At 67.9% G+C, this 21,978-nt stretch carries 19 protein-coding genes; all 19 read right to left on the reverse strand.

Annotated features, from left to right (window positions below):
- Positions 1 to 10: 10 nt before the first annotated feature.
- The 19 genes from OSC30_RS07805 to OSC30_RS07895 all read right to left on the reverse strand — a co-directional run bounded on the left by OSC30_RS07805 (position 11) and on the right by OSC30_RS07895 (position 21,967).
- Positions 11 to 1,312: an ABC transporter permease gene (locus OSC30_RS07805; protein WP_267171282.1), complete on the reverse strand. Its 1,302-nt coding sequence runs from the start codon at positions 1,310 to 1,312 to the stop codon at positions 11 to 13.
- A gap of 43 nt (positions 1,313 to 1,355) precedes the next feature.
- Complete coding sequence (locus OSC30_RS07810; protein WP_267171283.1) at positions 1,356 to 2,063, reverse strand: ankyrin repeat domain-containing protein; 708 nt, start codon at positions 2,061 to 2,063, stop codon at positions 1,356 to 1,358.
- Positions 2,064 to 2,160: 97 nt separating this feature from the next.
- Positions 2,161 to 3,327 (reverse strand): alpha/beta fold hydrolase, encoded by a 1,167-nt coding sequence (locus tag OSC30_RS07815; protein WP_267171284.1) that lies wholly within the window; start codon positions 3,325 to 3,327, stop codon positions 2,161 to 2,163.
- Positions 3,328 to 3,362: 35 nt separating this feature from the next.
- Complete coding sequence (locus OSC30_RS07820; RefSeq protein ID WP_267171285.1) at positions 3,363 to 4,586, reverse strand: ABC transporter permease; 1,224 nt, start codon at positions 4,584 to 4,586, stop codon at positions 3,363 to 3,365.
- A gap of 1 nt (position 4,587) precedes the next feature.
- A complete protein-coding gene (locus OSC30_RS07825) occupies positions 4,588 to 5,889 on the reverse strand; it encodes an ABC transporter permease (protein WP_267171286.1) in 1,302 nt (433 codons plus the stop codon).
- A gap of 43 nt (positions 5,890 to 5,932) precedes the next feature.
- Positions 5,933 to 7,171, reverse strand: coding sequence for an ABC transporter permease (locus OSC30_RS07830; protein ID WP_267171287.1), 1,239 nt, complete (start codon positions 7,169 to 7,171; stop codon positions 5,933 to 5,935).
- A 2-nt stretch (positions 7,172 to 7,173) separates the two neighbouring features.
- Entirely contained in the window at positions 7,174 to 8,481 is a 1,308-nt protein-coding gene (locus OSC30_RS07835) for an ABC transporter permease (RefSeq protein ID WP_267171288.1), read from the reverse strand.
- 13 nt (positions 8,482 to 8,494) lie between these two features.
- Entirely contained in the window at positions 8,495 to 9,715 is a 1,221-nt protein-coding gene (locus OSC30_RS07840) for an ABC transporter permease (RefSeq protein ID WP_267171289.1), read from the reverse strand.
- Between the two features lie 8 nt (positions 9,716 to 9,723).
- The gene (locus tag OSC30_RS07845) at positions 9,724 to 11,022 is read right to left on the reverse strand and encodes an ABC transporter permease (RefSeq protein WP_267171290.1); all 1,299 of its coding nucleotides are present in this window, start codon (positions 11,020 to 11,022) and stop codon (positions 9,724 to 9,726) included.
- Between the two features lie 51 nt (positions 11,023 to 11,073).
- Entirely contained in the window at positions 11,074 to 12,306 is a 1,233-nt protein-coding gene (locus tag OSC30_RS07850) for an ABC transporter permease (protein WP_267171291.1), read from the reverse strand.
- Positions 12,307 to 12,315: 9 nt separating this feature from the next.
- The gene (locus OSC30_RS07855; protein WP_267171292.1) at positions 12,316 to 13,635 is read right to left on the reverse strand and encodes an ABC transporter permease; all 1,320 of its coding nucleotides are present in this window, start codon (positions 13,633 to 13,635) and stop codon (positions 12,316 to 12,318) included.
- Between the two features lie 166 nt (positions 13,636 to 13,801).
- A complete protein-coding gene (locus OSC30_RS07860; RefSeq protein ID WP_267171321.1) occupies positions 13,802 to 15,040 on the reverse strand; it encodes an ABC transporter permease in 1,239 nt (412 codons plus the stop codon).
- Between the two features lie 16 nt (positions 15,041 to 15,056).
- Positions 15,057 to 16,361, reverse strand: coding sequence for an ABC transporter permease (locus tag OSC30_RS07865; RefSeq protein ID WP_267171293.1), 1,305 nt, complete (start codon positions 16,359 to 16,361; stop codon positions 15,057 to 15,059).
- 182 nt (positions 16,362 to 16,543) lie between these two features.
- Positions 16,544 to 17,257 (reverse strand): ABC transporter ATP-binding protein, encoded by a 714-nt coding sequence (locus OSC30_RS07870; RefSeq protein ID WP_267171294.1) that lies wholly within the window; start codon positions 17,255 to 17,257, stop codon positions 16,544 to 16,546.
- Positions 17,258 to 17,415: 158 nt separating this feature from the next.
- On the reverse strand, positions 17,416 to 18,687 hold the full coding sequence (locus OSC30_RS07875; protein WP_267171295.1) for an efflux RND transporter periplasmic adaptor subunit: 1,272 nt from the start codon (positions 18,685 to 18,687) through the stop codon (positions 17,416 to 17,418).
- 176 nt (positions 18,688 to 18,863) lie between these two features.
- On the reverse strand, positions 18,864 to 19,412 hold the full coding sequence (locus OSC30_RS07880; RefSeq protein ID WP_267171296.1) for a hypothetical protein: 549 nt from the start codon (positions 19,410 to 19,412) through the stop codon (positions 18,864 to 18,866).
- Between the two features lie 207 nt (positions 19,413 to 19,619).
- Positions 19,620 to 19,817: a hemin uptake protein HemP gene (gene hemP / locus OSC30_RS07885; protein WP_267171297.1), complete on the reverse strand. Its 198-nt coding sequence runs from the start codon at positions 19,815 to 19,817 to the stop codon at positions 19,620 to 19,622.
- Positions 19,818 to 19,887: 70 nt separating this feature from the next.
- Positions 19,888 to 20,856 (reverse strand): potassium channel beta subunit family protein, encoded by a 969-nt coding sequence (locus OSC30_RS07890; RefSeq protein WP_267171322.1) that lies wholly within the window; start codon positions 20,854 to 20,856, stop codon positions 19,888 to 19,890.
- 70 nt (positions 20,857 to 20,926) lie between these two features.
- On the reverse strand, positions 20,927 to 21,967 hold the full coding sequence (locus tag OSC30_RS07895; RefSeq protein WP_267171298.1) for an alpha/beta hydrolase: 1,041 nt from the start codon (positions 21,965 to 21,967) through the stop codon (positions 20,927 to 20,929).
- Positions 21,968 to 21,978: the final 11 nt, after the last annotated feature.

Here is a 21,978-nt window from a genome sequence, read left to right on the forward strand (position 1 = left end):
ATACCTCTCCTTACAGCGCCTTGAGCTGCCAGCTGGGAACGACACGGCTCGCACGCAGCGCGGGAATCAGGCCCGCCAGAAGGCTCGCCGCCACCGCCAGGGCGAAGGTGGCCAAAAACATGGTGGTATCCAGGTGCGCCAGATGGGCGTAGTCCACCGGCTGCCGGCGAATGAGCCACAAGCCGGCCAGCGTCAGCAGCCAGCCAAGGATTCCGCCGAGCAAACCGATCAGCCCGGCTTCGACCAGGCATTGCGAAAAGATCGCGCGGCGGCTTGCACCGAGCGCGCGGCGCACGCCTATCTCGCCGCTGCGCCGGAGGAACTTGGCCAGCAACAGGCCCACCGCGTTGAACAGGCATATGACCAGGAACGCCGACGCCAGCCACGCCTGCAGGCGCACGTCGTCCGGAACCATGCCACGGGCAGTCAGCCACGTCATCAGGTCCCGCAGCCGTACGTGTTCCTTGCCGGTCGCGAACCGTCCCTGCGCCTTCTGCTGCTCCGCATAGCCGGCCAGGAAACGCCCGTAGGCCTGCACCTTCGCCGGGCTGTCCAGTTCCACCCAAAGCCACACCCACACGCAATCACTGTTGCGCAGATCGCCCACCTTTTCCGGCACATGCCAGCAGGTGTAGGCCTGGAAATTGCCCTGGTTGATGTCCAGGCTGCTGCCGAAAGGCGCGAAAACATCTTCGGTTCGACTGAAGTTCTGGCTCCACGGGTCATAGAAAAGCGGCGTGGGTCGCCATGGCTTGAGCACTCCGACGATCCGCACATCCGTATCGCGCACCCTCAAGGTGCGGCCGACGCTGTTGTCCCCGCCGAACAATTTGTCGTTGAGGTCGGCGGTGATCACTGCCACGCGCGCATGCCGCGCATCCTCCTGTGCACTCCAGCCAGCGCCGTACTGGAAAGGCACTTCGAACATCGGAAAGAAGTCCGCCGTCGTCGAAAGCATGCTCAGCATCAGTGGCGGCTGGCCGCTGTCCGGTACGCGCACCTTCACCGGGCTGCTCGTGACGATCGCCTGGCGATCGGCGCGTTGCGCACTCCACAAGTCGAGCGCCGAGCGATAGTCCATCGCCGGGTAGGGCTCGGTGTGTTCCGCAAGGGCGGGGTTTTCCGGATCAACCTGGGGGAAATACAGCACGCTGCTCTTGCCCGGTATCGGGTCCCCGGACAAAAGGTGCACGACCGTCAGCGTGGTCATGCTGGCGCCGATACCCACGGCGATGGCCAGCACCATCAGTGCGGTGAGGGCCTTGTTGCGCTTGAGGCTGCGCAGGGCGAGGTCGAGGTAATAGCCGAACATCAGTCACTCCATCGGATCATCGGGCGCCGGTGCGCCATCGCGTTCATGGGCGGCGCGCACCGTCCGGTGTGGCACCCTGGCCGCGCAGGAATCGCATGACGGCGTCGCTGCGGGCCTGGTTGAGCGGCGTGCGCCATTGGCCGTTGTCGGCCGTCACGCCCAGGTTCACATCCGCCCCGTGCGAGGCCAGGTAACGGACGGCCGCCGGCTGGTTCTTGCGGGCGGCCGTGATCAACGCCGTCTCGTCGCCGCGCACGACGTCGTCCACCAGGGCGCCGGCGGCGAGCAGGCGCGCCATGGTGTCGACGCTTCCGCTCGCGGCCGCGGCGATCAACGGATTGCCGTCGCCCGCGCAGGCCCGGTTGGCGTCGGCGCCCAGGCCGAGCAGCGCGTCCACCATCGTCGGGTCGGCCCGCTGCGCGGCCACGATCAATGCGGTGCCGTCGCCCGGCGCGCAGGCGTCGACGGCGAGGCCGACGCCGACCTGCTGTTTCACGATATCGACCCGGCCCTGCCGGACCGCATCGATCAGGCGCAGCGCGTCCCCGGGGTGGTTGGCGGCCGCGCTGATCGGCGACACGGCGGCAGGCGCAGGTGCGGGCATCGCCCATGCCCATGCACCGGAACAGGCCGCGGCCACGGCACAGGCCAGGGAAAGAGGGATGCTCACGGCCTTGCCGCGGGCGGGCCGGGAAGCCGGCAGGCGCGATGCCTGTCCGATGCTTGCATGGCTGTCGTTCTGGACGTTCATGGGCTTGCCTCCTTTGCGGTCGCGAGCGTGCGGTGGAACGACCCGTCGCCATCCTCCTCGCCGGTCAGGGCGGTGGACCGATGGCGAAGCGGCCTTCCTAGCGTGTGGTTTCACCCGGCGCGGCATCGCCGGCACGTTGCGCCAATGGCAGCGCGTCGGTCAGCAGATGCACCAGGAACCGGCCCGGTTGTTCCTGCATGACCATGTGCGCCGAGTCGGCGAAAACCACCAGGTGTTTCCAAGGCGCCTGCAGGTCGTCGAACCATTGTTCGGCCAGCACGTGGGAAGTGGTCTGGTCATGCGCGCCGACGAACAGCAAGACCGGGCAGCCAAATCGCGTGGTGTGGTCGAAATCCACCTTCAGCAAGGGCTGCAGCAGGTGGCGCAGCGAAAACATGCTGCCCTTGCCGATCGCGTCGAGATCGCGCTGGCTGTAGTCGGGAGAAAGCGATTCGGCGTCGGCATCGAACGCGAAGCTGTCGCGGCCGAAGGCGAGGCCGCCGTAGTAGGTTTCCCAGCGGCTGCGCACCGCGATGCGCTCGATAGTCATCGGTTCGTCGCCCGGGTAAGGCGCGATGCCTTCGAGCGCTGCGATCGCCTCGGCATTGTCGTGCGCCCTTGCCTGCTGGAGGGCGAAGGCGTAACCGAGCTCTTCATTCTTGCGCACGTTCACCACCTGACCAACGCCGATGTAGGCGTAGAACCAGTCCGGGTGGCGCTGCGCCAGGTTCACGCCCAGCACGGTGCCCCAGGAATGGCCGAGCAGGAAGATCTTCTGCTTGTCGTAACGCTGGCGCAGGTATTGCACCACCTGCGCGCCATCCTCGGTCATGCCCTCGATGGTCATGCCCGGCGCCATCTGTGCCTCGCTGTTGGCGGCGTAGGTCTTGCCCGTGCCGCGCTGATCCCACTGCACCACGGTGAAGTAGTCCTCCCACGGCGTCTGGTAGGTGTAGCCGATCGGCATGCTGGGCGACGCCGGGCCGCCGTGCAGTACCAGCAGGATCGGGTTGCGGCGGTCGTGCCCGCGGATCGAGAGCCACTGGTCGATGCCGCCGATGCGGACCTTGCGCAGCTCCTCGATGCCATGGGGCGAAACGATGCGGCGGCTCTGCGCGATGATGCCTGTCACTTCCTCGCGGGACAGGGTCTTGGCCGATTCACCGGCATCCGGCGCCGGCGCCTGGGCGGCCCATGCACCGGCAGCGAGGGCACCGGACAACACGAGGAGCAGGCGACAGCAGGACTTCGTCAACAACCGCATCAGGTATCTCCAACAACAAAGAAATGGGGGACGCGTCACACCGAACGCGTCGCCACCACGGGCGGCACCGCCGCCGCGCGCATGGCCGGACCGAGCACCGCCACCTGGCCGATCAGCCACAGCGCGATGGCCCCGACCGGGAAGTAGTACGCCGGCAGCCGCGGCAGTTCGTAATGCAGCATCAGGAACAGGTTGATGCCGTAGGCCAGCGCCATGCCCAGCGCGATGCCGATGGTGGCGAGCAGGAAGTTCTCGGTCTGGAAATAGCGCAGGATGCTGCCGCGGGTGGCGCCCAGCGCACGGCGTACGCCGATGGTGCGCCGACGCTGTGCGACCCAGAAGCTGCCCAGCCCGACGATGCCCAGACCAGTCACCACCAGCAACGCGATACACACGCCCAGCAGCAAGCCGGCCATGGCGCGGTCGTCCTGGAAGAACTCCGCGCGGATGTCGTCCAGCGTTTTCTTCTCCAGGATGATGCGGTGCGGGTCGGCCTTGCGCAGCGCCGCCACCGCGGCGGCCAGCACGCGGTCGCGGTCCTTGGGTGCGGTGCGCAGTACGTAGCGGCTGGCGTTGTCCGAATCCATCCGCAACGGGAACACCATCGACCACTGCGCGCTGGCATCACCGTTGAACAGCGACGGACGGATCAGTCCGGCCACCACCCCTACCACCCGCGCCGGATCGCCGCCGAGGTAAATGGTCTTGCCCAGCGCGGACTGCCCCGGCCACAGCTTCTGGCCGAGGTCGCGGGTGATGATCAAGGTGTTGATCTTCTTGGCCAGCTTCTCGTCGCGCGCCACCTCGCGCATGTCCAGGTATTCGCCCGGCTCGAAATCGCGGCCGGCCACGAGTTGCGCGCCGAAGGTATCGATCAGGTTCTCGCCGAAATACTGCGTGGCGTTCAGCGTTGCCTGCTTCTGCTCGGGATCGAGCTTGATGCTGGTGTTCCACGAGCTGTTGGTGAACGGCACCTGGTTGACCAGTGCCACCTCCTTCACGCCGGGGATCTGGCGCAGGCGCAGCAGATCCTCCTGCGCGTGTGCCTTGGCGTCGGCCGTTTTGCCGATGCCATAGGCCTGGATCTGCACCAGCTCGTGCTCGGCCACGCCGCTGAACATCTTCATGCGGTCCAGCCGCTGGCTGATCAGGAACACCGCATTGCAGACGATGGCGCAGGTCAGCGCGATCTCCAGCACCACCAGCAAAGCGGTGATCTTGTGCCGGCGCAACGTCGAAAGGATGGGCAGGATATCCATGTCAGTTGCTCTTCAGTTGCAGGGCGGGAGTGACCTGGCAGGCGCGCCAGGCGGGCAGCAGGCCAGCCAGCAGCGTGGCGCCCACCGCGAGCAGGAAGGTGGTCAGCAGCATCGGCAGGTCCAGGTGGGCGAGCGCGGCGTAGTCGGAGGGCTGCTTGCGCACCAGCCACAGGCCCAGCAGCGCCAGCAGCAGGCCGGCGATGCCACCGGTCAGGCCGATCACGCCGGACTCGACCAGCAGCTGCATGAATACCTCGCGCCGCGAGGCGCCCAGCGCACGGCGCACGCCCAACTCCGAACTGCGGCGAAGGAACTTGGCCAGCATCAGGCCCACCGTGTTGACCAGGCACACCAGCAGGAAGCCCAGCGCCAGCCAGGCCTGCAGCCGCACGTCCCCGGGCACCACCTTGTTGTAGTCCAGCCAGCCCATCACATCGGGCAGGCGCACGTTCGGCGGGCGCTGGAAGCGGCCCAGGGCCTTCTGTTCCTGCGAGTAGTGCACCAGGAACTGCTTGTAGGCGGCGGCCTTGGCCGGCGTGTCCAGCTGCACCCAGAACTGCAGCCATACGCAGGGCGCGGTGTCCATGTGGTCCGGGTCGGAGCCCTTGCCCCAGCAATCGGTCGAGCCGTTGCGGGCGAGCTTCATGTCCTTGGCCGTGGTCAGTGGCACGTATACGCCCTCGTCCTCAGCGTAATTGCCGCTGTTGAGGTCGTAGAAGTGAGGACTCATGCGCCACTGGTCGAGCACGCCGATGACGCGGAAGGCCACGTCGTTCATGCGCAGGGTCTGGCCCGTGCTGTCGCGGCCCTGGAACAGCTTGTCGTTGAGCTTGCGCGAGATCACCGCCACGCGCGCACTGCCCTCGTCATCGGCCGCGCTCCAGGCGCGGCCGTAAAGCATCGGCACGTCGAACATGGGAAAGAAATCGGCAGTGGTGTAGCGCGCGTTCTCGAAGAACGGCTCGATCGCCGACTGCGCCGGCTGCACCGGTACCGCGCCGCCGGTCATCAGCGCCTGCCGATCGGCCCGCTTGGCATGCAGCAGGTTCATGCCGTCGATCCAGGTCACCTGCGACGGCGGGTCGCCGCCGGGCTGGTAGCCGTCCATGTCCCGCGGATCGAGCTGCGGGTAATAAAGCTGCGCGCTCTTGCCGGGCAGCGGATCGCCGGACAGCACGTGCAGCACGGTCAGTGTGGTCATGCACGCGCCAATGCCCAGCGCGATCGCCAGCACCATCAGCGCGGTCAAGGCCTTGTTGCGGCTGAGGCTGCGCAGGGCCAGGTCGAGGTAGTAGGTGAACATCAGGCATGTTCCTCTGGGGGAATACGGAGCAGAAGCGAGGCGGTCACGCACTTCTCGTCGCCACCACCGGCGGCACTTCGGCAGCGCGCAGCGCCGGGCCGAGCACTGCCAGTTGCCCGAGCAGCCACAACGCCAGCGCGCCGGCCGGCAGGTAGCCGATCGGCAATCGCGGCAGTTCGTAATGCGCCATCAGGAACAGATTGAGGCCGTAGGCCAGCACCATGCCCAGCACGATGCCGGCGGTGGCCAGCAGGAAGTTTTCGGTCTGGAAGTAGCGCAGGATGTCGGCGCGGGTGGCGCCAAGCGCGCGGCGCACGCCGATCGTGCGGCGGCGCTGCGAGACCCAGAAGCTGGCCAGGCCGACGATGCCCAGCGCGGTGACCGTGAGCAGTGCGATGCAGACGCCGACCAGCGTGCCGGCCATCTCGCGGTCGCTGCGGAAAAACTCCTGCCGCACCTCCGCGAACGTGCGCTTGCGCGTCACCACGCGCTGCGGGTCGGCCTTGTGCAGGGCGGCCACCGCCGCGGCCAGCACGCGCTGGCGGTCCTGCGGACGGGTGCGCAGCAGATAGCTCTCGTCCTTGTCCGCACCCATGTGCAGCGGCAGGATCACCGCGTACTGCGCGGTCGCATCGCGATAAGCGTTGGGCCGCACCAGGGTGTCGAGCACGCCGACCACGCGCACGCCCGCCTTGTCGGTCAGGTAGACCATGCGGCCGAGTGGCTCCTGGCCCGGCCACAGGCGTTCGGCAAGCGCGCGCGTGATGACCGCGACCGTGGGCAGCCCCTCGGTCCTTCCCCTGTTCAGCGCGTCGACCGCCACGTCCGCATTGACGTAGTCCCCGGGGGCGAGCTTGCGTCCGGCCACCAGGCGCGTGCCCAGCGTCTGCGGCAGGTTCTCGCCCAGGTAGGTGGCCGCGTTGGCGACCGGGTCGTGCTGGCTCGGGTCGATGCGCAGATTGCTGTTGGAGGAGGAGCCGCCGAACGGCACCTGGTTGGTGATCGCCACCGACTGCACGCCGGGCACCTGGCGCAACAGGGCCATGTCCTCCTGCGCCCGCGCATAGCGGTCCTTGCCGGCCGCCAGGTCGCCGAGCTGGATCTGCACCAGCTCCTGTTCGGCCACGCCACTGGGCATGTTGACCCGGTCCAGCCGCTGGCCGATCAGGAACACCGCGTTGCATACGATGGCGCAGGTCAGCGCGATTTCCAGCACCAGCAACCAGGCCGTGGTGCGATGCCGGCGCAGGGTCGAGACGATGGGTCCGATGTCCGTGCTCATCGTCAGTTGCTCTTCAATTGCAGCGCGGGCGTCACCTGGCAGGCGCGCCAGGCAGGAAGCAGCCCGGCCACCAGCGTCGCGCCGATGGCCAGCAGGAAGGTCGCCAGCAGCATCTGCGGATCCAGTTGCGCCAGCCCGGCGTAGCTCGCCGCGCGCTGGCGAACGATCCACAATCCCAGCAGCGCGAGCAGCAGACCGCCGATCCCGCCGACCAGGCCGATCACCCCGGACTCGATCAGCAATTGCTCGAACACCGCTCGGCGCGATGCGCCCAGCGCACGGCGCACGCCCAGCTCGCCGGCACGGCGCATGAACTTGGCCAGCATCAGGCCGACCGTATTGACCAGGCACACCAGCAGGAAGCCGAACGCCAGCCCGGTCTGCAGGCGTACGTCGTCGGGCACCACGTGGTTGTAGTCCAGCCATTGCATCAGGCTGGGCAACCGTACGTTCGGCGCACGCTGGAAGCGTCCCAGCGTGCGTTGCTGTTGCGAGTAGCGGGCGAGGAAATCGCGGTAGGCGGACGCGCTTGCGCTGTCATTCAGTTGCACCCAGAACTGCAGCCAGACGCAGCTGTTCGACGGCAGGCCTGTGCCCACGCCGCCGCTGCCGTTGCCCCAGCAGTCGGTCGAGCCGTCGTGGTCCAGGCGCAGCGCCAGCGCGGTCTCGAGTGGCAGGAACACCTGCTCGGCCGAGTCGTAGGCGCCCATGTTCAAATCGTAAAAGTGCGGCGCGGGCCGCCAATCGTCGAGCACGCCGACGATGCGGAAGCTGGTGCCCGCCAGGCGCAGTTGCCGGCCCACGCTGTCCCTGCCGCCGAACAGCCGGTTGTTGAGCTCGTGCCCGATCACCACCTGGCGCGCCTTCGCCCCGTCGTCGGCGGCAGTCCAGCCGTGGCCATACCGGAAGGGCACGGCGAACATCGGGAAGAAGTCGGCGCTGGTGTAGCGCGCGTCCACGTAGAACGGATCGATCGCGGCCATGTCCGGCTGCACCGGCACCGAGCCGCCGGTCATCAGCGCCTGGCGATCGGCGTGCCGGGCATGCAGCAGGTTGCGGCCGTCGATCAGCGTCACCTGCCCGGGCGGGTCCTTGCCCGGCATCAACCCGCCGTTGTCGCGCGGGTCGACCTGCGGGTAATACAACTGCGCGCTGCGGCCCGGCAACGGATCACCGGACAGGACGTGGAACACGATCAACGTGGTCATGCTTGCACCGATGCCCAGCGCCACGGCCAGCACCATCAGCGCGGTGAGCGCCTTGTTGCGGCCGAGGCTGCGGAGGGCAAGCTGGAGATAGTAGGTAAACATGGCTTCCTTGCTCTCAGGCCGAGCGCGTGGCTTCCACCGGCGGCACCGCGGCGGCTCGATGGGCCGGGCCGAACACGGCCACCTGCCCCAGCAACCACAGCGTGATCGCCCCCGCAGGCAGGTAATACCAGGGCATGCGCGCCATCTCGTAGTGCTGCATCAGGTAAAGGTTGATGCCGAAGGCCAGCAGCATGCCCAGCAGCACGCCTGCGCCGCTCAGCAGGAAGTTCTCGGTGCGGAAGTAGCTCAGGATGTGCCCGCGTCGCGCTCCGACCGCACGGCGGATGCCGATCTGTCGGCGCCGCTGTGCCACCCAGAAGCTGGTCAGGCCGACGATGCCGAAAGCGGTGACCGCCAGCATCACCACGCACACCAGCACCAACATCCAGACCATGCTGGCGGCACCGGAGAAGTAATCGCCCCGGATGTCGACGAACGTCTTGCCTTCGGCGACGGCAGCGGGCTCCAGCCCGCTCAGCGCGTCCTCGGCCTGGCGCGCGATGCGCTCGCGATCAGCCGGCGCACCGCGCAGCACGTAGTAGCTGAGCTCGGCGGTCGGCTGCATCGGGAAGAACGCCGCGTCGTAGATCCCCGGCAGGCCCGCGCCCGCCTGCTTCGGACGCAGCACGTTCGCCACCACGCCCACGACCTGGTACCAGTACTGGTTCACGTACATCTTGCGGCCGAGCGGTGACTGCCCCGGCCACAGCCGTTCGGCCAGGCGCTGGTTGACGATGGCCACGTGCGTTTCCGGCATGAAGGACGAACCCATCGAGGCGCTGGCGTAGTCCTCGCCGGTGAACATGCGCCCCTGCGTCAGGCGCAGGCCCAGCGCGCGGCCGGCACCCTCGCCCATCAAGTAGACGTTGGAGTTGATGCTGCCCTTGTCGGTCGGCTTCATGTCCGGCCGGGTGGTGAAGTTGCTGTTCCAGCCATTGCCGGACAAAGGCACGGTGTTGAGGACCGCCACCTCCCGTACCCCGCGAATGCGGCGCAGTGCATCGAGGTTGCGCGGAATCTCGCTGGCGGCGCGGTCCGGGTCGGCGCCGGTGAGGGTGACCACGCTGAGGCCCTGCTCGTCGATCGCGTTGGGCAGGGCGATTTCACCCGCGCGTGCGCCGATCAGGAACACCGCGTTGCAGAGCACGGCACAGGCGAGCGCGATTTCCAGCACGATGAGCAGCGCCGGTATGCGGTGCTTGCGCAGGCTGGCCAGGATGGGACGGATTTCCATGCGTGACCTCAGGCGCTCTTCAGCTGCGGGGCGGGGGCAACCGCGCAAGCGCGCCACGCCGGCAGCAATCCCGCCACCAATGCCGACAGGAGCGCGACGATGAAGGTGAAGACGAACATCGAAAGGTCCAGGCGGGCCAGCTCGGCATACTCGGCCGGCTGGTGACGGATGCCCCACAGCCCGAGCTCGGCGAAGACCAGCCCGAGCAGGCCACCGGCCAGGCCCACGATCGCCGCTTCGACCATGAACTGCCCGAAAATCGCACCACGCGTGGCGCCCAGCGCGCGGCGCACGCCGATCTCGCGAGAGCGGCGCAGGCACTTGGCCAGCAGCAGGCCGATCGTGTTGGTCACGCATATCAGCAGGAAACCGAACGCAAGCCCGGCCTGCAGGCGCGCATCGTCCGGCACCACGTTCTCGTCGCGCAGCCATTGCATCAGGTCGGGCAGCGCCGTATCCGTACGATGGAAGCGGCCCCGCGCGATCTGCTCGCGCACGTAGCCGTCGAGGAAGCGCTTGTAGTTGGCTACCGCGGCGGCGTCGGGAAGCTCGACCCACAAGCCCAGCCACATGCATGGCGCGGTTTCCAGATGCTCGATGTCCGCCGCTTCCCAGCAGCTGACGCTGTAGGGATCGAGCTTTACCGCGCGCCCCGCGCGCAGGGGCAGGAAAACCCCGTCGCCGTCGCCGTAGCTGCGGCCCAGGTTGATCGCGTAGAAGCGTGGCTGCGGCGAGAAGCGGTCGAGGACGCCGACCACGCGGAAATCATGCCCATTGAGCCGCAACGTCCGGCCCACGCTGTTCGCGCCACCGAACAGCTTCTGGTTGAGGAAACCGGCGATGACCACGACTCGCGCGCCGGCCGCATCGTCGGCGGCGCTCCAGGCACCACCGTAGCGGAACGGCGCACCGACCATCGGCAGGAACTCGGCCGTGGTCATTACTGCGTCGCCGAAGAACGGCCGCCCGCCGGCGTCGCGCGGCTGGATCTTGGCCGACCCCAGCGCAACCAGCGCCTGGCGCTGCGCGCGGTGTGCCGCGAACAGCTCGTTGGCGTCGACCCATGTGAGGTTTTCCTGCGGCTTGCTTTCTCCCGGCACGTAGCCGTCCTTGGGATAGGGATCGATCTGCGGGTAGTACAGCTGCGCGCTGCGGCCCGGCAGCGGGTCGCCCGAGAGCAGCCGCAACACGGCCAGCGTGGTGATGCACGCGCCGATGCCCAGCGCCAGCGCCAGCACCATCAGCGTGGTGAGCACGCGGTTGCGGCCGAGGCTGCGCAGCGCAAGTTGGAGGTAATAGCCGAACATCCAGGGCTCCGTGACATACGCCCTCTCCCGGCGGGAGAAGGTGGGCAAAACTCATACGCTGCGAGTGGCCTCCACCGGCGGCACGCGCGACGCCTTCAACGCCGGCGCCAGCACCGCGCCCTGCCCCAGCAGCAGGAGCAGCAGCACGCCGCCCGCCAGGTACAGCGGCGACATCGGCTGCGAACCCAGCCGGATCACCAGCCACAGGTTCAGCGCCACCGCCAGCACCACGCCCAGCAGCAGGCCACCCAGCGTGATCAGCAGGTTCTCGGTGAGGAAGTAGCCCAGGATGTCGCGCTGGCGCGCGCCCAGCGCGCGGCGCACGCCGATCTGCTTGCGCCGCTGGCCGACCCAGAAGCTGGTCAGGCCGACGATGCCGGCGGCGGTGATCACCAGCAGCACGGCACTGATGATGCCCATCAGGATGGCCATGCCGTAGTCGGCGTCGTAGGCGCGCTGGCGCGCCTGCGCGAAGGTCATCACGCCACCGTCGGCGGGGATGATCCGCATCCGGCTCTGCGCGTAGAGCGCATCCTGCGCTTGCCGCATGGCATCGACGAGCTGGCCCGGTCGCGCCCGCACCAGGTAGAAGGTGCTGTCGCCGGTGAGCCGCGCCGGCACCAGCACCGCGTTGTAGGCATAGGGCTGGGCCCACAGCTCGGTCAGGTGCGACTGCAGCGTGCCGGTGATGCCGATGACCGTCGAGGGCGACTGGTCGTTGGATGTGTAGATCGTCTTGCCCAGCGCCGAGCCGTGCGGGAACAGCGTCCGGGCCAGCCCATCGCTGATGATGACCTGCCGCGCGTGGAGCGGATCGTTGCCGGTCTGGCTGCCGATTTCGTCCGCGCGGAAGTTGCGCCCGGCGGCCAGCCGCGTACCCAGCGTCGCCAGCGTGTGCTCGTCGGCGAAAAAGATCGCGCTGTCCGTGGTCATCTTGACCTGGTCGGGACTCATGCGCACGAAGTTGTCCCAGCCCGCGCCGTGCAGCGGGAAGCTGTTGGACGCGCTCGCATCCTGCACGCTGCCGAGCTGGCGGAGGGTCTGCAGGTCGGCACGCATGCGCGCGTCCGCCTCCGCCGGGGCGAGCTTCTGCGCCCAGTCGTTCTGGATCACGAACAGGTCCGACTCCTGCACGCCGCTGGGCCGGCCCACCCGATCCAGCCGTTGCTGGATGATGAACAGGGCGTTGCACACGATCGCCAGGGTCAGCGCGATCTGCAGCGCGATCAGGGCGGTGCCCCCCTTGTGGTGGCGCAGTGCGGCGAGGATGGGTTTGATGTCCATGGCCGCGCCTCAGTTCGATTTCAGCTGCCAGGCCGGCTGCACTTTCGCAGCCCGCCAGGTGGGATAGAACGCCGCCACCACAGTGGCCACGACCGCCACCAGCAGGGTGAGCGCCATCAGCGGCAAGTCCACCTGGGCCAGCCGCGCGATCCGCGGCGCGAACAGCAGTCCGACGCCGCCGACGCCCACCGCGGTGAGCAATACGCCGAGCACGCCGCCGGCGGCGCCTACCGTGCCGGCCTCGATCAGGAACTGGCGGTAGATCTCCCCGCGCGGTGCACCCAGCGCGCGGCGCACGCCGATCTCGGCGCTGCGGCGCATGAACTTGGCCAGCAGCAGGCCGATGGTGTTGACCAGGCAGATCACGAAGAAGCCGATCGACACGACCAGAGAGATGCGGCTTTCCGGCGGCACCACGTGTTCGAAGGCCAGCCAGTCGGTGACGTCGCGCAGACGCACGTTCGGCGGCCAGCGGAAACGGCCGGCGCGCTGCTGCTTCGCCGCGTAGCCTTCCAGGAAGGCACGGTAATCGGCCACCTGCGCCGGCGTGTCCAATTGCACCCATACCGGAATCCACGAGCACTCGCCGCGCAGCCAGCCCTCGCGCCCCGTTCCCACGCCGGTGTCCGGCGCGCCGCCACAGGTATTGCGCCCGGCCGTGTTGATCTGCAGGTCGTCGGCGCGGTTGAACGGGATGTACACCTGCATCGGGTCATCGAAAGCCGATCCGCCGAACAGGTCGAAGTAGCGCGGCTTGGGATCGAAATGGCGGGTCACGCCGACGACGCGGTAGATGTGGCCGCTGAGGTCGACCTCGCGTCCCACACTGTCGGCGCCGCCGAACAGTTGCTCGTTGAACTGGTGGCTCAGCACCACCACGCCGGCACGGCGCGTGTCGTCCTGGGCCGACCAGGCCGAACCGTATTCGAACGGCACGTCGAACATCCCGAAGAAATCCGCGGTGGTGGCGTAACCGATCGCCTTCAGCGGCAGGCTGCGGTTGCCGTCGGGCAGCACCGCCAGCGAGATCGGGTAGAACAGCGTCTGGTGCGGCGCCTTGTGCGCGCGGATCATCGCGTTGGCGTCGGTGTAGGTGAGCGCCTCCGGCGGTTCGCCGTCGTCGTTGTACTGCGGCCCGCGGTTGTCGATCAGCACGGTGAACAGCCGCCCGGACTTCTGCGGGATGGGGTTGCCCGACACCACGCGGAACACCGACCAGGTGATCATCGAGGCGGCCACGCCGAAGCCGATGGCGATGACCATCAGGGCGGTCAACACCGGATTGCGGCGCAAGCTGCGCATGCCGAGTTGGAAGTAATAGCCGAACATCAGTGCTCCGCGTCTGCTCCCCCTCCGCCACGGGGAGAGGGGTGGTGGCGGGGCGCGGCGGAGCTAGGGCTCCACGCTTCCCCACGCCGGATTTCCGCTTCGATGGAGTTCCGGGCGAGCTCCGCCCCTCACCCCAACCCCTCTCCCCCAGGGAGAGAGGGCTCGATCACACCGACCGCGTGGCCTCCACCGGCGGCACGCGCGAGGCCTTCATCGCCGGTGCCAGCACCGCGCCCTGCCCCAGCAGCAGCAGCGCGATCACACCGACCGCCACGTACGCCAGCGACAGCCGCTCCATCTCGAAATGACTGACCAGCCACAGGTTCATGCCGATGGCCAGCGCCGCGCCGACGATCACGCCGCCGGCGCCGATCAGCAGGTTCTCGGTGAGGAAGTAGCTGAGGATGTCGTGCCGGGTGGCGCCCAGCGCACGGCGCACGCCGATCTGCTTGCGCCGCTGGCCGACCCAGAAGCTGGTCAGGCCGACGATGCCCGCGGCGGTGATCGCCAGCAGCACGGCGCAGACCACGCCCATCAGGATGGCCATGCCGCGGTCGCTCTTGTAGGCCTGCTCGCGCACCTCGGCGAAGGTGCGCACGCCACGCTCCTCCGGGATCACGCGCATGCGGTTGGTCTTGAACAGCAGCGCCGGCACGGCCTTGGTCATGCGCGCCATTTCGCCCGGCCGGGTACGCACCAGGTAGTTGCCGAAATTGCCTTGCAGCAGGAACGGCAGCAGCACCGAGTTCTCCGCGAAGTTGGCTGCCCAGTTGCCGGTCCAGGGCACCTGCAGGCGTTCGACGATGCCGATGATGGTGGCCGGCTTGGTGCTGGACAGGTACACCGGCTTGCCCAGCGCATGGCCGTCGGGGTAGAGCTTGGTGGCCAGTGCCTGGCTCACGATCACCGGCACGTTCGTCTCGAAATCCCGCGGATCGACCCAGCGCACTTCCTCGGGACGGAAGTTGCGCCCGCCCACCAGCTTCAGCCCCATGGTCGACAGCGCGTGCTCGTCGGTGAAGTACAGCGTCGTTTGCGCCGTCGGACGCCGCACGTTGTCCTTGTCGCTGGGTTTGGTATCGGCACCGAGCGACCAGCCGCCGCCGCGCAGCGGGTAGGAGTTGATCATGGTGGCGTCCGCCACCCCGGCCTGCTGGCGCAGCGCGGCCAGGTCGGTCTCGGTCAGCGACTCGGTGGCCTTGCCATCGGCGCCGACCCAGCGATTGCTGACCGCCAGCAGGTTGCTCTCGGTCAGCCCGGTGGGCCGGGACAGGTGCTCTGTGCGCTGGCGGATGATGAACAGCGCGTTGCACACGATCGCCAGCGTCAGCGCGATCTGCAGCGCGATCAGCACGGTGCCGGCCTTGTGCCGCTTGAGCGCGGCGAGAATGGGCTTGATCTGCATCATCGTCGTCGTCTCGTCAGTTGGATTTCAGCTGCCACGCAGGCTGGACCTGCGCCGCCCGCCAGGTGGGATAGAACGCTGCCATCACGGTGGCGGCCACCGCCACGACCACGGTCAGCGTTACCAGCGAGACGTCCAGCGTGGCCAGCCGTGCGATCTGCTCGTCGAACACCCAGCCCACGCTCAGCATGCCCAGCCCGGTCAGCACCAGGCCGAGCACGCCGCCGGCCAGGCCCACGGTGGCCGCCTCGATCAGGAACTGCATGTAGACCTCGCGGCGCGAGGCGCCCAGGGCACGGCGCACGCCGATCTCCGGCGCACGTCGCATGAATTTGGCCAGCAGCAGGCCGATCGTGTTGACCAGGCAGATCAGCAGGAAACCCAGCGAGACCAGCAGCGAGATCTTCGATTCGGGGGGCACGACCTTGTTGAAATCCAGCCAGTCGGTGACGTCGCGCAGGGCCACGTTCGGCGCCCATTTGAAGCGGCCGGCGCGCTGCTGCTCGGCGGCATAGCCGGTCAGATAGCGCTTGTAGGCATCGGCGTCGGCCGTGGTGGGAAGCTCGGCCCAGTATTCGATCCAGATGCATTCCGAACGCAGCCAGTTGTCCCAGCCGTTGCCCGGGTCGGTATTGCAGTTGTTGTTGCCGGCGGTGGGCATCTGCAGGTCGATCGCGCGGGTGAACGGGATGAACAGGTCGATCGGGTCGCCGAACCCGCCGGTGTTGACCGGGTCGAAGTACAGCGGCTGCGGATCCCAGTCGTCGATCACGCCGGTGATGCGGTAGTCATGCCCGTCCAGGTTGATCGTCTTGCCGACGCTGTCGATGCCGTTGAACAGCTTGTCGTTGAGTTCCCTGCCGATCACCGCCACCGATGCGTGCGCGTCGTCCTGCGCCTGGCTCCAGGCGCCGCCATAGAGGAACGGAATGTCGAACATGGCAAAGGCATCGCCATACCATGCGTAGCTGTCGGCCGTGATCGGCAGGCGGTGTGCGTCGGCGGGAATGACCGACGGTGCGATGGGGTACAGCGCGGTCTGGCGCCTGGCCTTGTGCGCGCGGATGAACGCCATCGCGTCGGTGTAAGTGAGCGCCGGGCGCAGCTCGCCCTCGAGGTCCTGCGGCTTCCAGTTGGCGATCTGCACCGCGTAGAGCTGGTCGGATTTCTGCGGGATGGGGTTGTTGGCGGTGGCGCGGAATACCGAGTAGGTGATCATCGAGGCGGCCACGCCAAAACCGATCGCCATCACCATCAGCGCGGTCAGCAACGGGTTGCGGCGGAGACTGCGCAGGCCAAGCTGGAAATAGTAGGCGAACATGTCGGGGGTTTTCCGGATAGGTGGAGTTGCCGCACCTGCTCCCTCTCCCCCGGCCACGCCGGGGGAGAGGGCTGGACAGAGGAGGAGGCTCTTGCTGCGGCTCCCCACGGCTGGAGAGCAAACAAAAGGCCTCCCGCTCCCAACTCTCTTCCCCGGCAGGGCCGGGGAGAGAGCCATGAACGTCAGGCGTCGGCGACGCGCGCGTTCTGCGCGTGGAAGCGCGGCTCCTCGGACAAGTCCACCACCTGGCCATCGATGATGTGCACGTTGCGCTGGGCGCGGGCGGCCAGCTCCGGATCGTGGGTAACCATCACGATGGTGGCGCCCTCGCGGTGGATTTCCTCCAGCAGCTCCATCACGCCGCGGGCCATCTGGGTATCCAGGTTGCCGGTCGGCTCATCGGCCAGCAGCAGGCGCGGCGAGCCGGCCAGTGCGCGGGCGATCGCCACGCGCTGCTGCTGGCCGCCGGAGAGTTCGGCCGGGTAGTGCTTGGCGCGCGAGGCCAGGCCCACGCGCTCGAGCGCGTCCATGATGCGCTGCTTGCGCTCGGCGCCCTTCATGCCGCGGTAGCGCAGCGGCACCTCGACGTTGTCGTAGACGTTGAGGTCGGGAATCAGGTTGAACGCCTGGAAGATGAAGCCGATCTTCTCGTTGCGGATCTTCGAGCGCGCGTTGTCGTTCAACTGGCTCACTTCGATGCCGTCGAGGTGGTAGTGCCCCCCCGTGAAGGTCTCCAGCAGGCCGGCGATGGTCAGGAAGGTGGTCTTGCCCGAGCCGGACGGACCGGTGACGGCGACGAACTCGCCCTCTTTGACGTCGATGTTGAAATCGCGCAGGGCGTAGGTCTCCACCACTTCGGTGCGGTAGACCTTGGACAGGTGGGTCATTTTCAGCATGGTTACGTCCTTCGGTGGTGGTGTTTGTCTTTGGAGCCCTTCTCCCGCCGGGAGAGGGGTTGGGGAGAGGGTCCGGTCCTTGCCGGAAGCCCGCGCAAGCCTCGTACCCTCATCCGCCCCGGCGGGGCACCTTCTCCCGGAGGGAGAAGGGCAAAGCCTCAATCGCTGATGGCGACCCTGGCCGCGTCCTTGAAGTTGTCGGTGCCGGAGATCACGATCCGGTCGCCTTCCTTCAGGCCTTCCAGGATCTCGACCTTGTCGATGCTGCTGGCGCCCACGCGGATCGGCTTCTTCTGGGCGATGCCCTCGTGCACGACGTAGGCGAAGTTGCCGCCGGATTCGTCGACGAAGGAGCCGCGCTGCACGGTCAGCACGTTGTCGCGCTTGTCGAGCAGGATGCGCACGGACAGCCGCTGGTTCTGGCGCAGCTGCTTCGGCGTGGAGTGGTCGAAGCGCAGCCGCGCGGCCACCTCGCCGTTGACCACTTCGGGCGAGATCGCGCTGACCAGGCCCTTCCAGGTGTGGCCGTTGCCGGTGATCTCACCGGACATGCCGATGCCGAGGTCGCGCGCGAAGCTCTCCGGCACCTTCATCTCCACTTCCAGCGCGGAGAGGTCGATCACGCTCAGCAGCTGCGCGTCCTTGGCCACCGTGGCGCGCTCGGCGATGAACAACTGGCCGACCTGGCCATCGACCGGCGACTTCACGTTGAGGTCGTCGACCTGGCGCTGCAGATCCTTGACCAGCAGTTGCTGGCGCTCGTGGGCGAGCTTCTTGGCCTTGATGTCGAAGTTCAGGCTGGCGTTGTCCATGCCCAGGTCCGACTTGGCGTGCTGGGTGGTCAGCTTGGCCTTCTGCAGGGTGTCCTTGGCGCGGTCCACGTCCATGCCGGAGACGGCGCCGAGCTTGAACGCCTTCTCGTTGCGGGCCAGGTCGCGCTCGGCCGCCTGCTGGTCGATCAGCGCGTTGTCGTAGGCCTTCTGCAGCGCCGAGCGCTGCTTGCGCGCCTCGATCTGCGCGCGCTGGTATTCCACTTCCATCGCGTCGGCGTTGGATTCTTCCTGCAGCAGCTTGTTGGTCAGCTCGGGGCTGTCGATGACGGCCAGTACCTGGCCCTTCTTCACCGTGTCGCCCGCATGCACCTTCAGCGTGACCGCGCCGCCGGAGGTGGCGTAAAGGGTCGGGCTGACCGCCGCCACCACCCGCCCCTCAGCCGCGATGTCGCGCACGAACAACCCGCGCTCGACGGTGGCGAAGGACAGCCGCGAGGCGCTGACCGAGGCGTCGGCCGAGAACAGCCGCATTGCCGTGGGCAGCGCAAAGGCCAGCACGGCCAGCACCGCCACGCCGATGCCGGCGAAAAGCAGTTGACGCTTGCGGTTGGGTTTGACCTCGACCAGGCGGTCTTGCGCGGAGGTGTCGCGGATCATCGGGCTGTCCTGACAAAGTGACTGTGGCTGGTTGAGCAATCGTCGTGCCAAGTCGGGTCAGGGGCGCGCAGGCGTTGGGGCTGGCGACTTTGCGCCGAGCCACGGCGGACGTGTCCGCTGTCCGCGGACACCGGGGCGGACAGGCGGACAAGCGCCGGACGATCCCGGCCGGACGATCAGGGAACCGGCAAGACCACGGCTTCGTCGCGCACGATCTCGCCGGCCACGCGCAGATCCAGCCGGTTTGTGGCGCAGGGCGACAGGTCGAGTACGTCCAGGCCGGCGAGTCGCCGCTGGCGGAATCGCGCCAAGCGCGCGCCCGAAGCCCTGAAGGCGGGCCTCGCGGCCGCCCCGCCGCGATGGCCGACGGCAGTGCGCAACATCGCGTCCCAGGCGCAGTAGTCTGTGCCGGGCAGCAGGTAGATACGCGCGCATATGTGGCTGTTCGCGTCGATCACGTCGGCCCATTCGCGCGGGCCGTCCGGGGTCACCAGGCTCACCGCGTGCAGCCGCTGGCTGCGGTGCAGCGGCGCCAGGTCCGCCTGTTCCACCAGCAAGCCGGCGGCGTGGACCGCCCCACCCGGACCGTGCGCCGGCAGGTAGAGCACGCCGCCCAGCTGCGGCAGCCAGCGCGCCAGCGCCCGCGGGGGCATCGTCAGGATATAGGCCTGTGCCGGCGCCACGCAGCGCCGGCATCCACCGAATAGCGGGAAGCGACCGAACACGGGAAATCTCCTGGAAAAGGAGCCCGGCTGGCTGATGGCTGGCTTGGGCAGGGAGCGGGAATGGCGGCGAGGGAGCTTGCCCGCGGAGCGTCGGCATCGTCTCCGCAGGCGGGGGCACGATCGAGCAGGTCGCGCCTCTTGCGCCATCTCCGGCTACGAACCTTCGTCCGGTACGCGGGGAAAGTACCGACAGGGCGGCGCTCTGCCCTACTTCGTCAGGATCAATTTGCCGTTGCGCGTAAGACGCAAGTGGTACTCGCCGCCGTGATGCTGGATCACCAGCTCGCGCGCCCCGTCCGGCAGCAACTGGCCGGAGGAGATGCGCCTGATCGCGGCCCCGGTGCGTGCGCGGGCAAGGCCCGGCGTCTGGGCACCCGGGGAAAGTTGGGGAAGGTTGCTCGACATGGCTCGGCTCCGATCGCAGACGCACAGATAATAATAATTCTCATTTACACGTCAAGCCCTTGTTTTGCCGTCACCCTACCGCCTGTTCGATCCGCGCTTTCAGTGCTTCATCCAGCCGCGGCAGCAGTTCCAGCGCCGCCAGGTTCTGCTCCAGTTGCTCGCGTCGGCTCGCCCCCAGAAGCACAGTGGAAACGTTCGGGTTGGCCAGGCACCAGGCCAGCGCCAACTGGGCCTGGCTCGCGCCGAGCTCCCGCGCGATCGGCGCCAGGTGGCGCACCCGCTCCACCCGCTCGCGACCCGAACCCAGCACCGTCTCGCGCAACCATTCATAGCCCGGCTGTGCCAGCCGCGAGTCGTCCGGGATGCCCTCGTTGTAGCGGCCGGCCAGCAGCCCGGAGGCCAGCGGCGACCAGATGGTGGTGCCCAGTCCCAGGCTCTCGTACAGCGGCGCGTACTCGCGCTCCACCCGCTCGCGATGCAGCAGATTGTATTGCGGCTGCTCGGCCACCGGTGCGTAGCAGTGGTTCTCGCGCGCGATGCGGTGCGCCTGGACGATTGCCCCGGCCGGCCATTCGCTGGTGCCCCAGTACAGCACCTTGCCCTGGCGCACCAGCGTATCCATCGCCGCGACGGTCTCCTCGATCGACGTGTCGGGATCGGGCCGGTGGCAGAAGTACAGGTCCAAGTGATCGACCCGCAACCGTTCCAGCGCCTGATGGCAGGCCTCGATCACGTGCTTGCGCGACAGGCCGCGCTGGGTCGGTTTCGGGTGCTCCACTGCGCCGAAGAACACCTTGCTGGACACGCAGTAGCTGTCGCGCGGAAAGCGCAGGTCGGCCAGCACGTCCCCCATCAACCGCTCCGCCTCGCCAGCGTTATAGGTCTCGGCGTTGTCGAAGAAGTTGACGCCGCGGTCGTACGCCAGCGCCAGCAACTCCCGCGCCTGCGAGCGTCCCACCTGCCGGCCGAAGGTCACCCACGCGCCAAAGGACATCGCGGACAGTTGCAGGCCGGTGCGGCCCAGGCGGCGGTAGAGCATGGTCTTCTCCGGGAAGATGCGGTTTGCCAAGCCTATCCGGCCAAGCTTCAACGGTCGGCGAAGCTGCCCCTCAACGGGCGGGCACGTGCTGCCCGCCATCCTCCCGCGCGATGGCCACCGCCTGCTGGATGGCATCGATCACCACCTGGGGATGGTCGTACTGGATGTAGTGGCCCGAATCGGGAACGATCACGTTGACGCCGCGGGTGGACATGGCTGCGACCTGCAGATGCAAGGCTTCCCACAGCAAGGTGCGCTCGTTGCGCTCCTGTTGAGTCTCGTCCTTGGCTTTCGGATAGGGCGAATGGGTCAGCACGATGATCGGGATGTCGCCGAAATGCCGGCGGGTCTTCCGCGTTTGCTCCGCGCTCGCGTGAAAGATCGCGCGCCGCTCGGACGCGGCGGCGGCCTGCCAGCGGAGGCTGGACCCGTAACGTGCCTGGGCGGCGTTGATCGCCGGACTGAAACGCGGGTCAGGATCGCCGACGCACTTGGCGTACTCGGGCGTGCCCTGCACCAGTCCGCTCCGCGCGGCGCCCACACATGCCTCGTACTCGTCCAGCCACGCATCCCATTTGGCCTGCTGGCCCGGCGCGCCGATCGCCCAGCCACGTACCGACTGGTCCTCGTGCGAGCCCTCGACCGAAACCATGCCGACCACCTCCTTCGGATAGCGGTCGGCGAAAACGCGGATGTACATGCCGGCGGCCGAGTGGCCCACGAGCACATAAGGCGGAGCTACGTCCGCGGCCTTGAGCAGCGCGTGCAGGTCGCCCGCAATGTTATCGGCGGTGCTGGGCGCGGAGGCGCCGTCGCTGAAGCCGAGCCCGGCGCGATCGTACGAACACACCCGCGTGCGCGCGGCAAGCCGCGGCTGCACCAGCGCCCAGGAAATCGTGGAATCGCCCATGCCTGCATCGAGGATCACCGTAGGCGAACCGGTGCCAAGGCAATAGATGTTCATGCGCCTGCCATGGCCGACCTCCACCAGTCGTTGCGGCCGGGTGTACACCGGATCGTCGATCAGTGGCTTGCCCGACGCCTGCGCCGCGCAGGGCAGCGCCAGCGCTGCTCCCACCGCAAGGCCCGCGAGCCTGGCGAAATAGTTCATGGATCCCCCTG

Origin of the sequence: Frateuria hangzhouensis, assembly GCF_026410505.1 — a bacterium.
Classification (GTDB): domain Bacteria; phylum Pseudomonadota; class Gammaproteobacteria; order Xanthomonadales; family Rhodanobacteraceae; genus Frateuria_A; species Frateuria_A hangzhouensis.

Bases quoted from the DNA above. Each gene is read 5' to 3' on its own strand.
- OSC30_RS07805 (WP_267171282.1), bottom strand. From the start codon at position 1,312: ATGTTCGGCTATTACCTCGACCTCGCCCTGCGCAGCCTCAAGCGCAAC.
- OSC30_RS07810 (WP_267171283.1), bottom strand. From the start codon at position 2,063: ATGAACGTCCAGAACGACAGCCATGCAAGCATCGGACAGGCATCGCGC.
- OSC30_RS07815 (WP_267171284.1), bottom strand. From the start codon at position 3,327: ATGCGGTTGTTGACGAAGTCCTGCTGTCGCCTGCTCCTCGTGTTGTCC.
- OSC30_RS07820 (WP_267171285.1), bottom strand. From the start codon at position 4,586: ATGGATATCCTGCCCATCCTTTCGACGTTGCGCCGGCACAAGATCACC.
- OSC30_RS07825 (WP_267171286.1), bottom strand. From the start codon at position 5,889: ATGTTCACCTACTACCTCGACCTGGCCCTGCGCAGCCTCAGCCGCAAC.
- OSC30_RS07830 (WP_267171287.1), bottom strand. From the start codon at position 7,171: ATGAGCACGGACATCGGACCCATCGTCTCGACCCTGCGCCGGCATCGC.
- OSC30_RS07835 (WP_267171288.1), bottom strand. From the start codon at position 8,481: ATGTTTACCTACTATCTCCAGCTTGCCCTCCGCAGCCTCGGCCGCAAC.
- OSC30_RS07840 (WP_267171289.1), bottom strand. From the start codon at position 9,715: ATGGAAATCCGTCCCATCCTGGCCAGCCTGCGCAAGCACCGCATACCG.
- OSC30_RS07845 (WP_267171290.1), bottom strand. From the start codon at position 11,022: ATGTTCGGCTATTACCTCCAACTTGCGCTGCGCAGCCTCGGCCGCAAC.
- OSC30_RS07850 (WP_267171291.1), bottom strand. From the start codon at position 12,306: ATGGACATCAAACCCATCCTCGCCGCACTGCGCCACCACAAGGGGGGC.
- OSC30_RS07855 (WP_267171292.1), bottom strand. From the start codon at position 13,635: ATGTTCGGCTATTACTTCCAACTCGGCATGCGCAGCTTGCGCCGCAAT.
- OSC30_RS07860 (WP_267171321.1), bottom strand. From the start codon at position 15,040: ATGCAGATCAAGCCCATTCTCGCCGCGCTCAAGCGGCACAAGGCCGGC.
- OSC30_RS07865 (WP_267171293.1), bottom strand. From the start codon at position 16,361: ATGTTCGCCTACTATTTCCAGCTTGGCCTGCGCAGTCTCCGCCGCAAC.
- OSC30_RS07870 (WP_267171294.1), bottom strand. From the start codon at position 17,257: ATGCTGAAAATGACCCACCTGTCCAAGGTCTACCGCACCGAAGTGGTG.
- OSC30_RS07875 (WP_267171295.1), bottom strand. From the start codon at position 18,687: ATGATCCGCGACACCTCCGCGCAAGACCGCCTGGTCGAGGTCAAACCC.
- hemP (WP_267171297.1), bottom strand. From the start codon at position 19,817: ATGTCGAGCAACCTTCCCCAACTTTCCCCGGGTGCCCAGACGCCGGGC.
- OSC30_RS07890 (WP_267171322.1), bottom strand. From the start codon at position 20,856: ATGCTCTACCGCCGCCTGGGCCGCACCGGCCTGCAACTGTCCGCGATG.
- OSC30_RS07895 (WP_267171298.1), bottom strand. From the start codon at position 21,967: ATGAACTATTTCGCCAGGCTCGCGGGCCTTGCGGTGGGAGCAGCGCTG.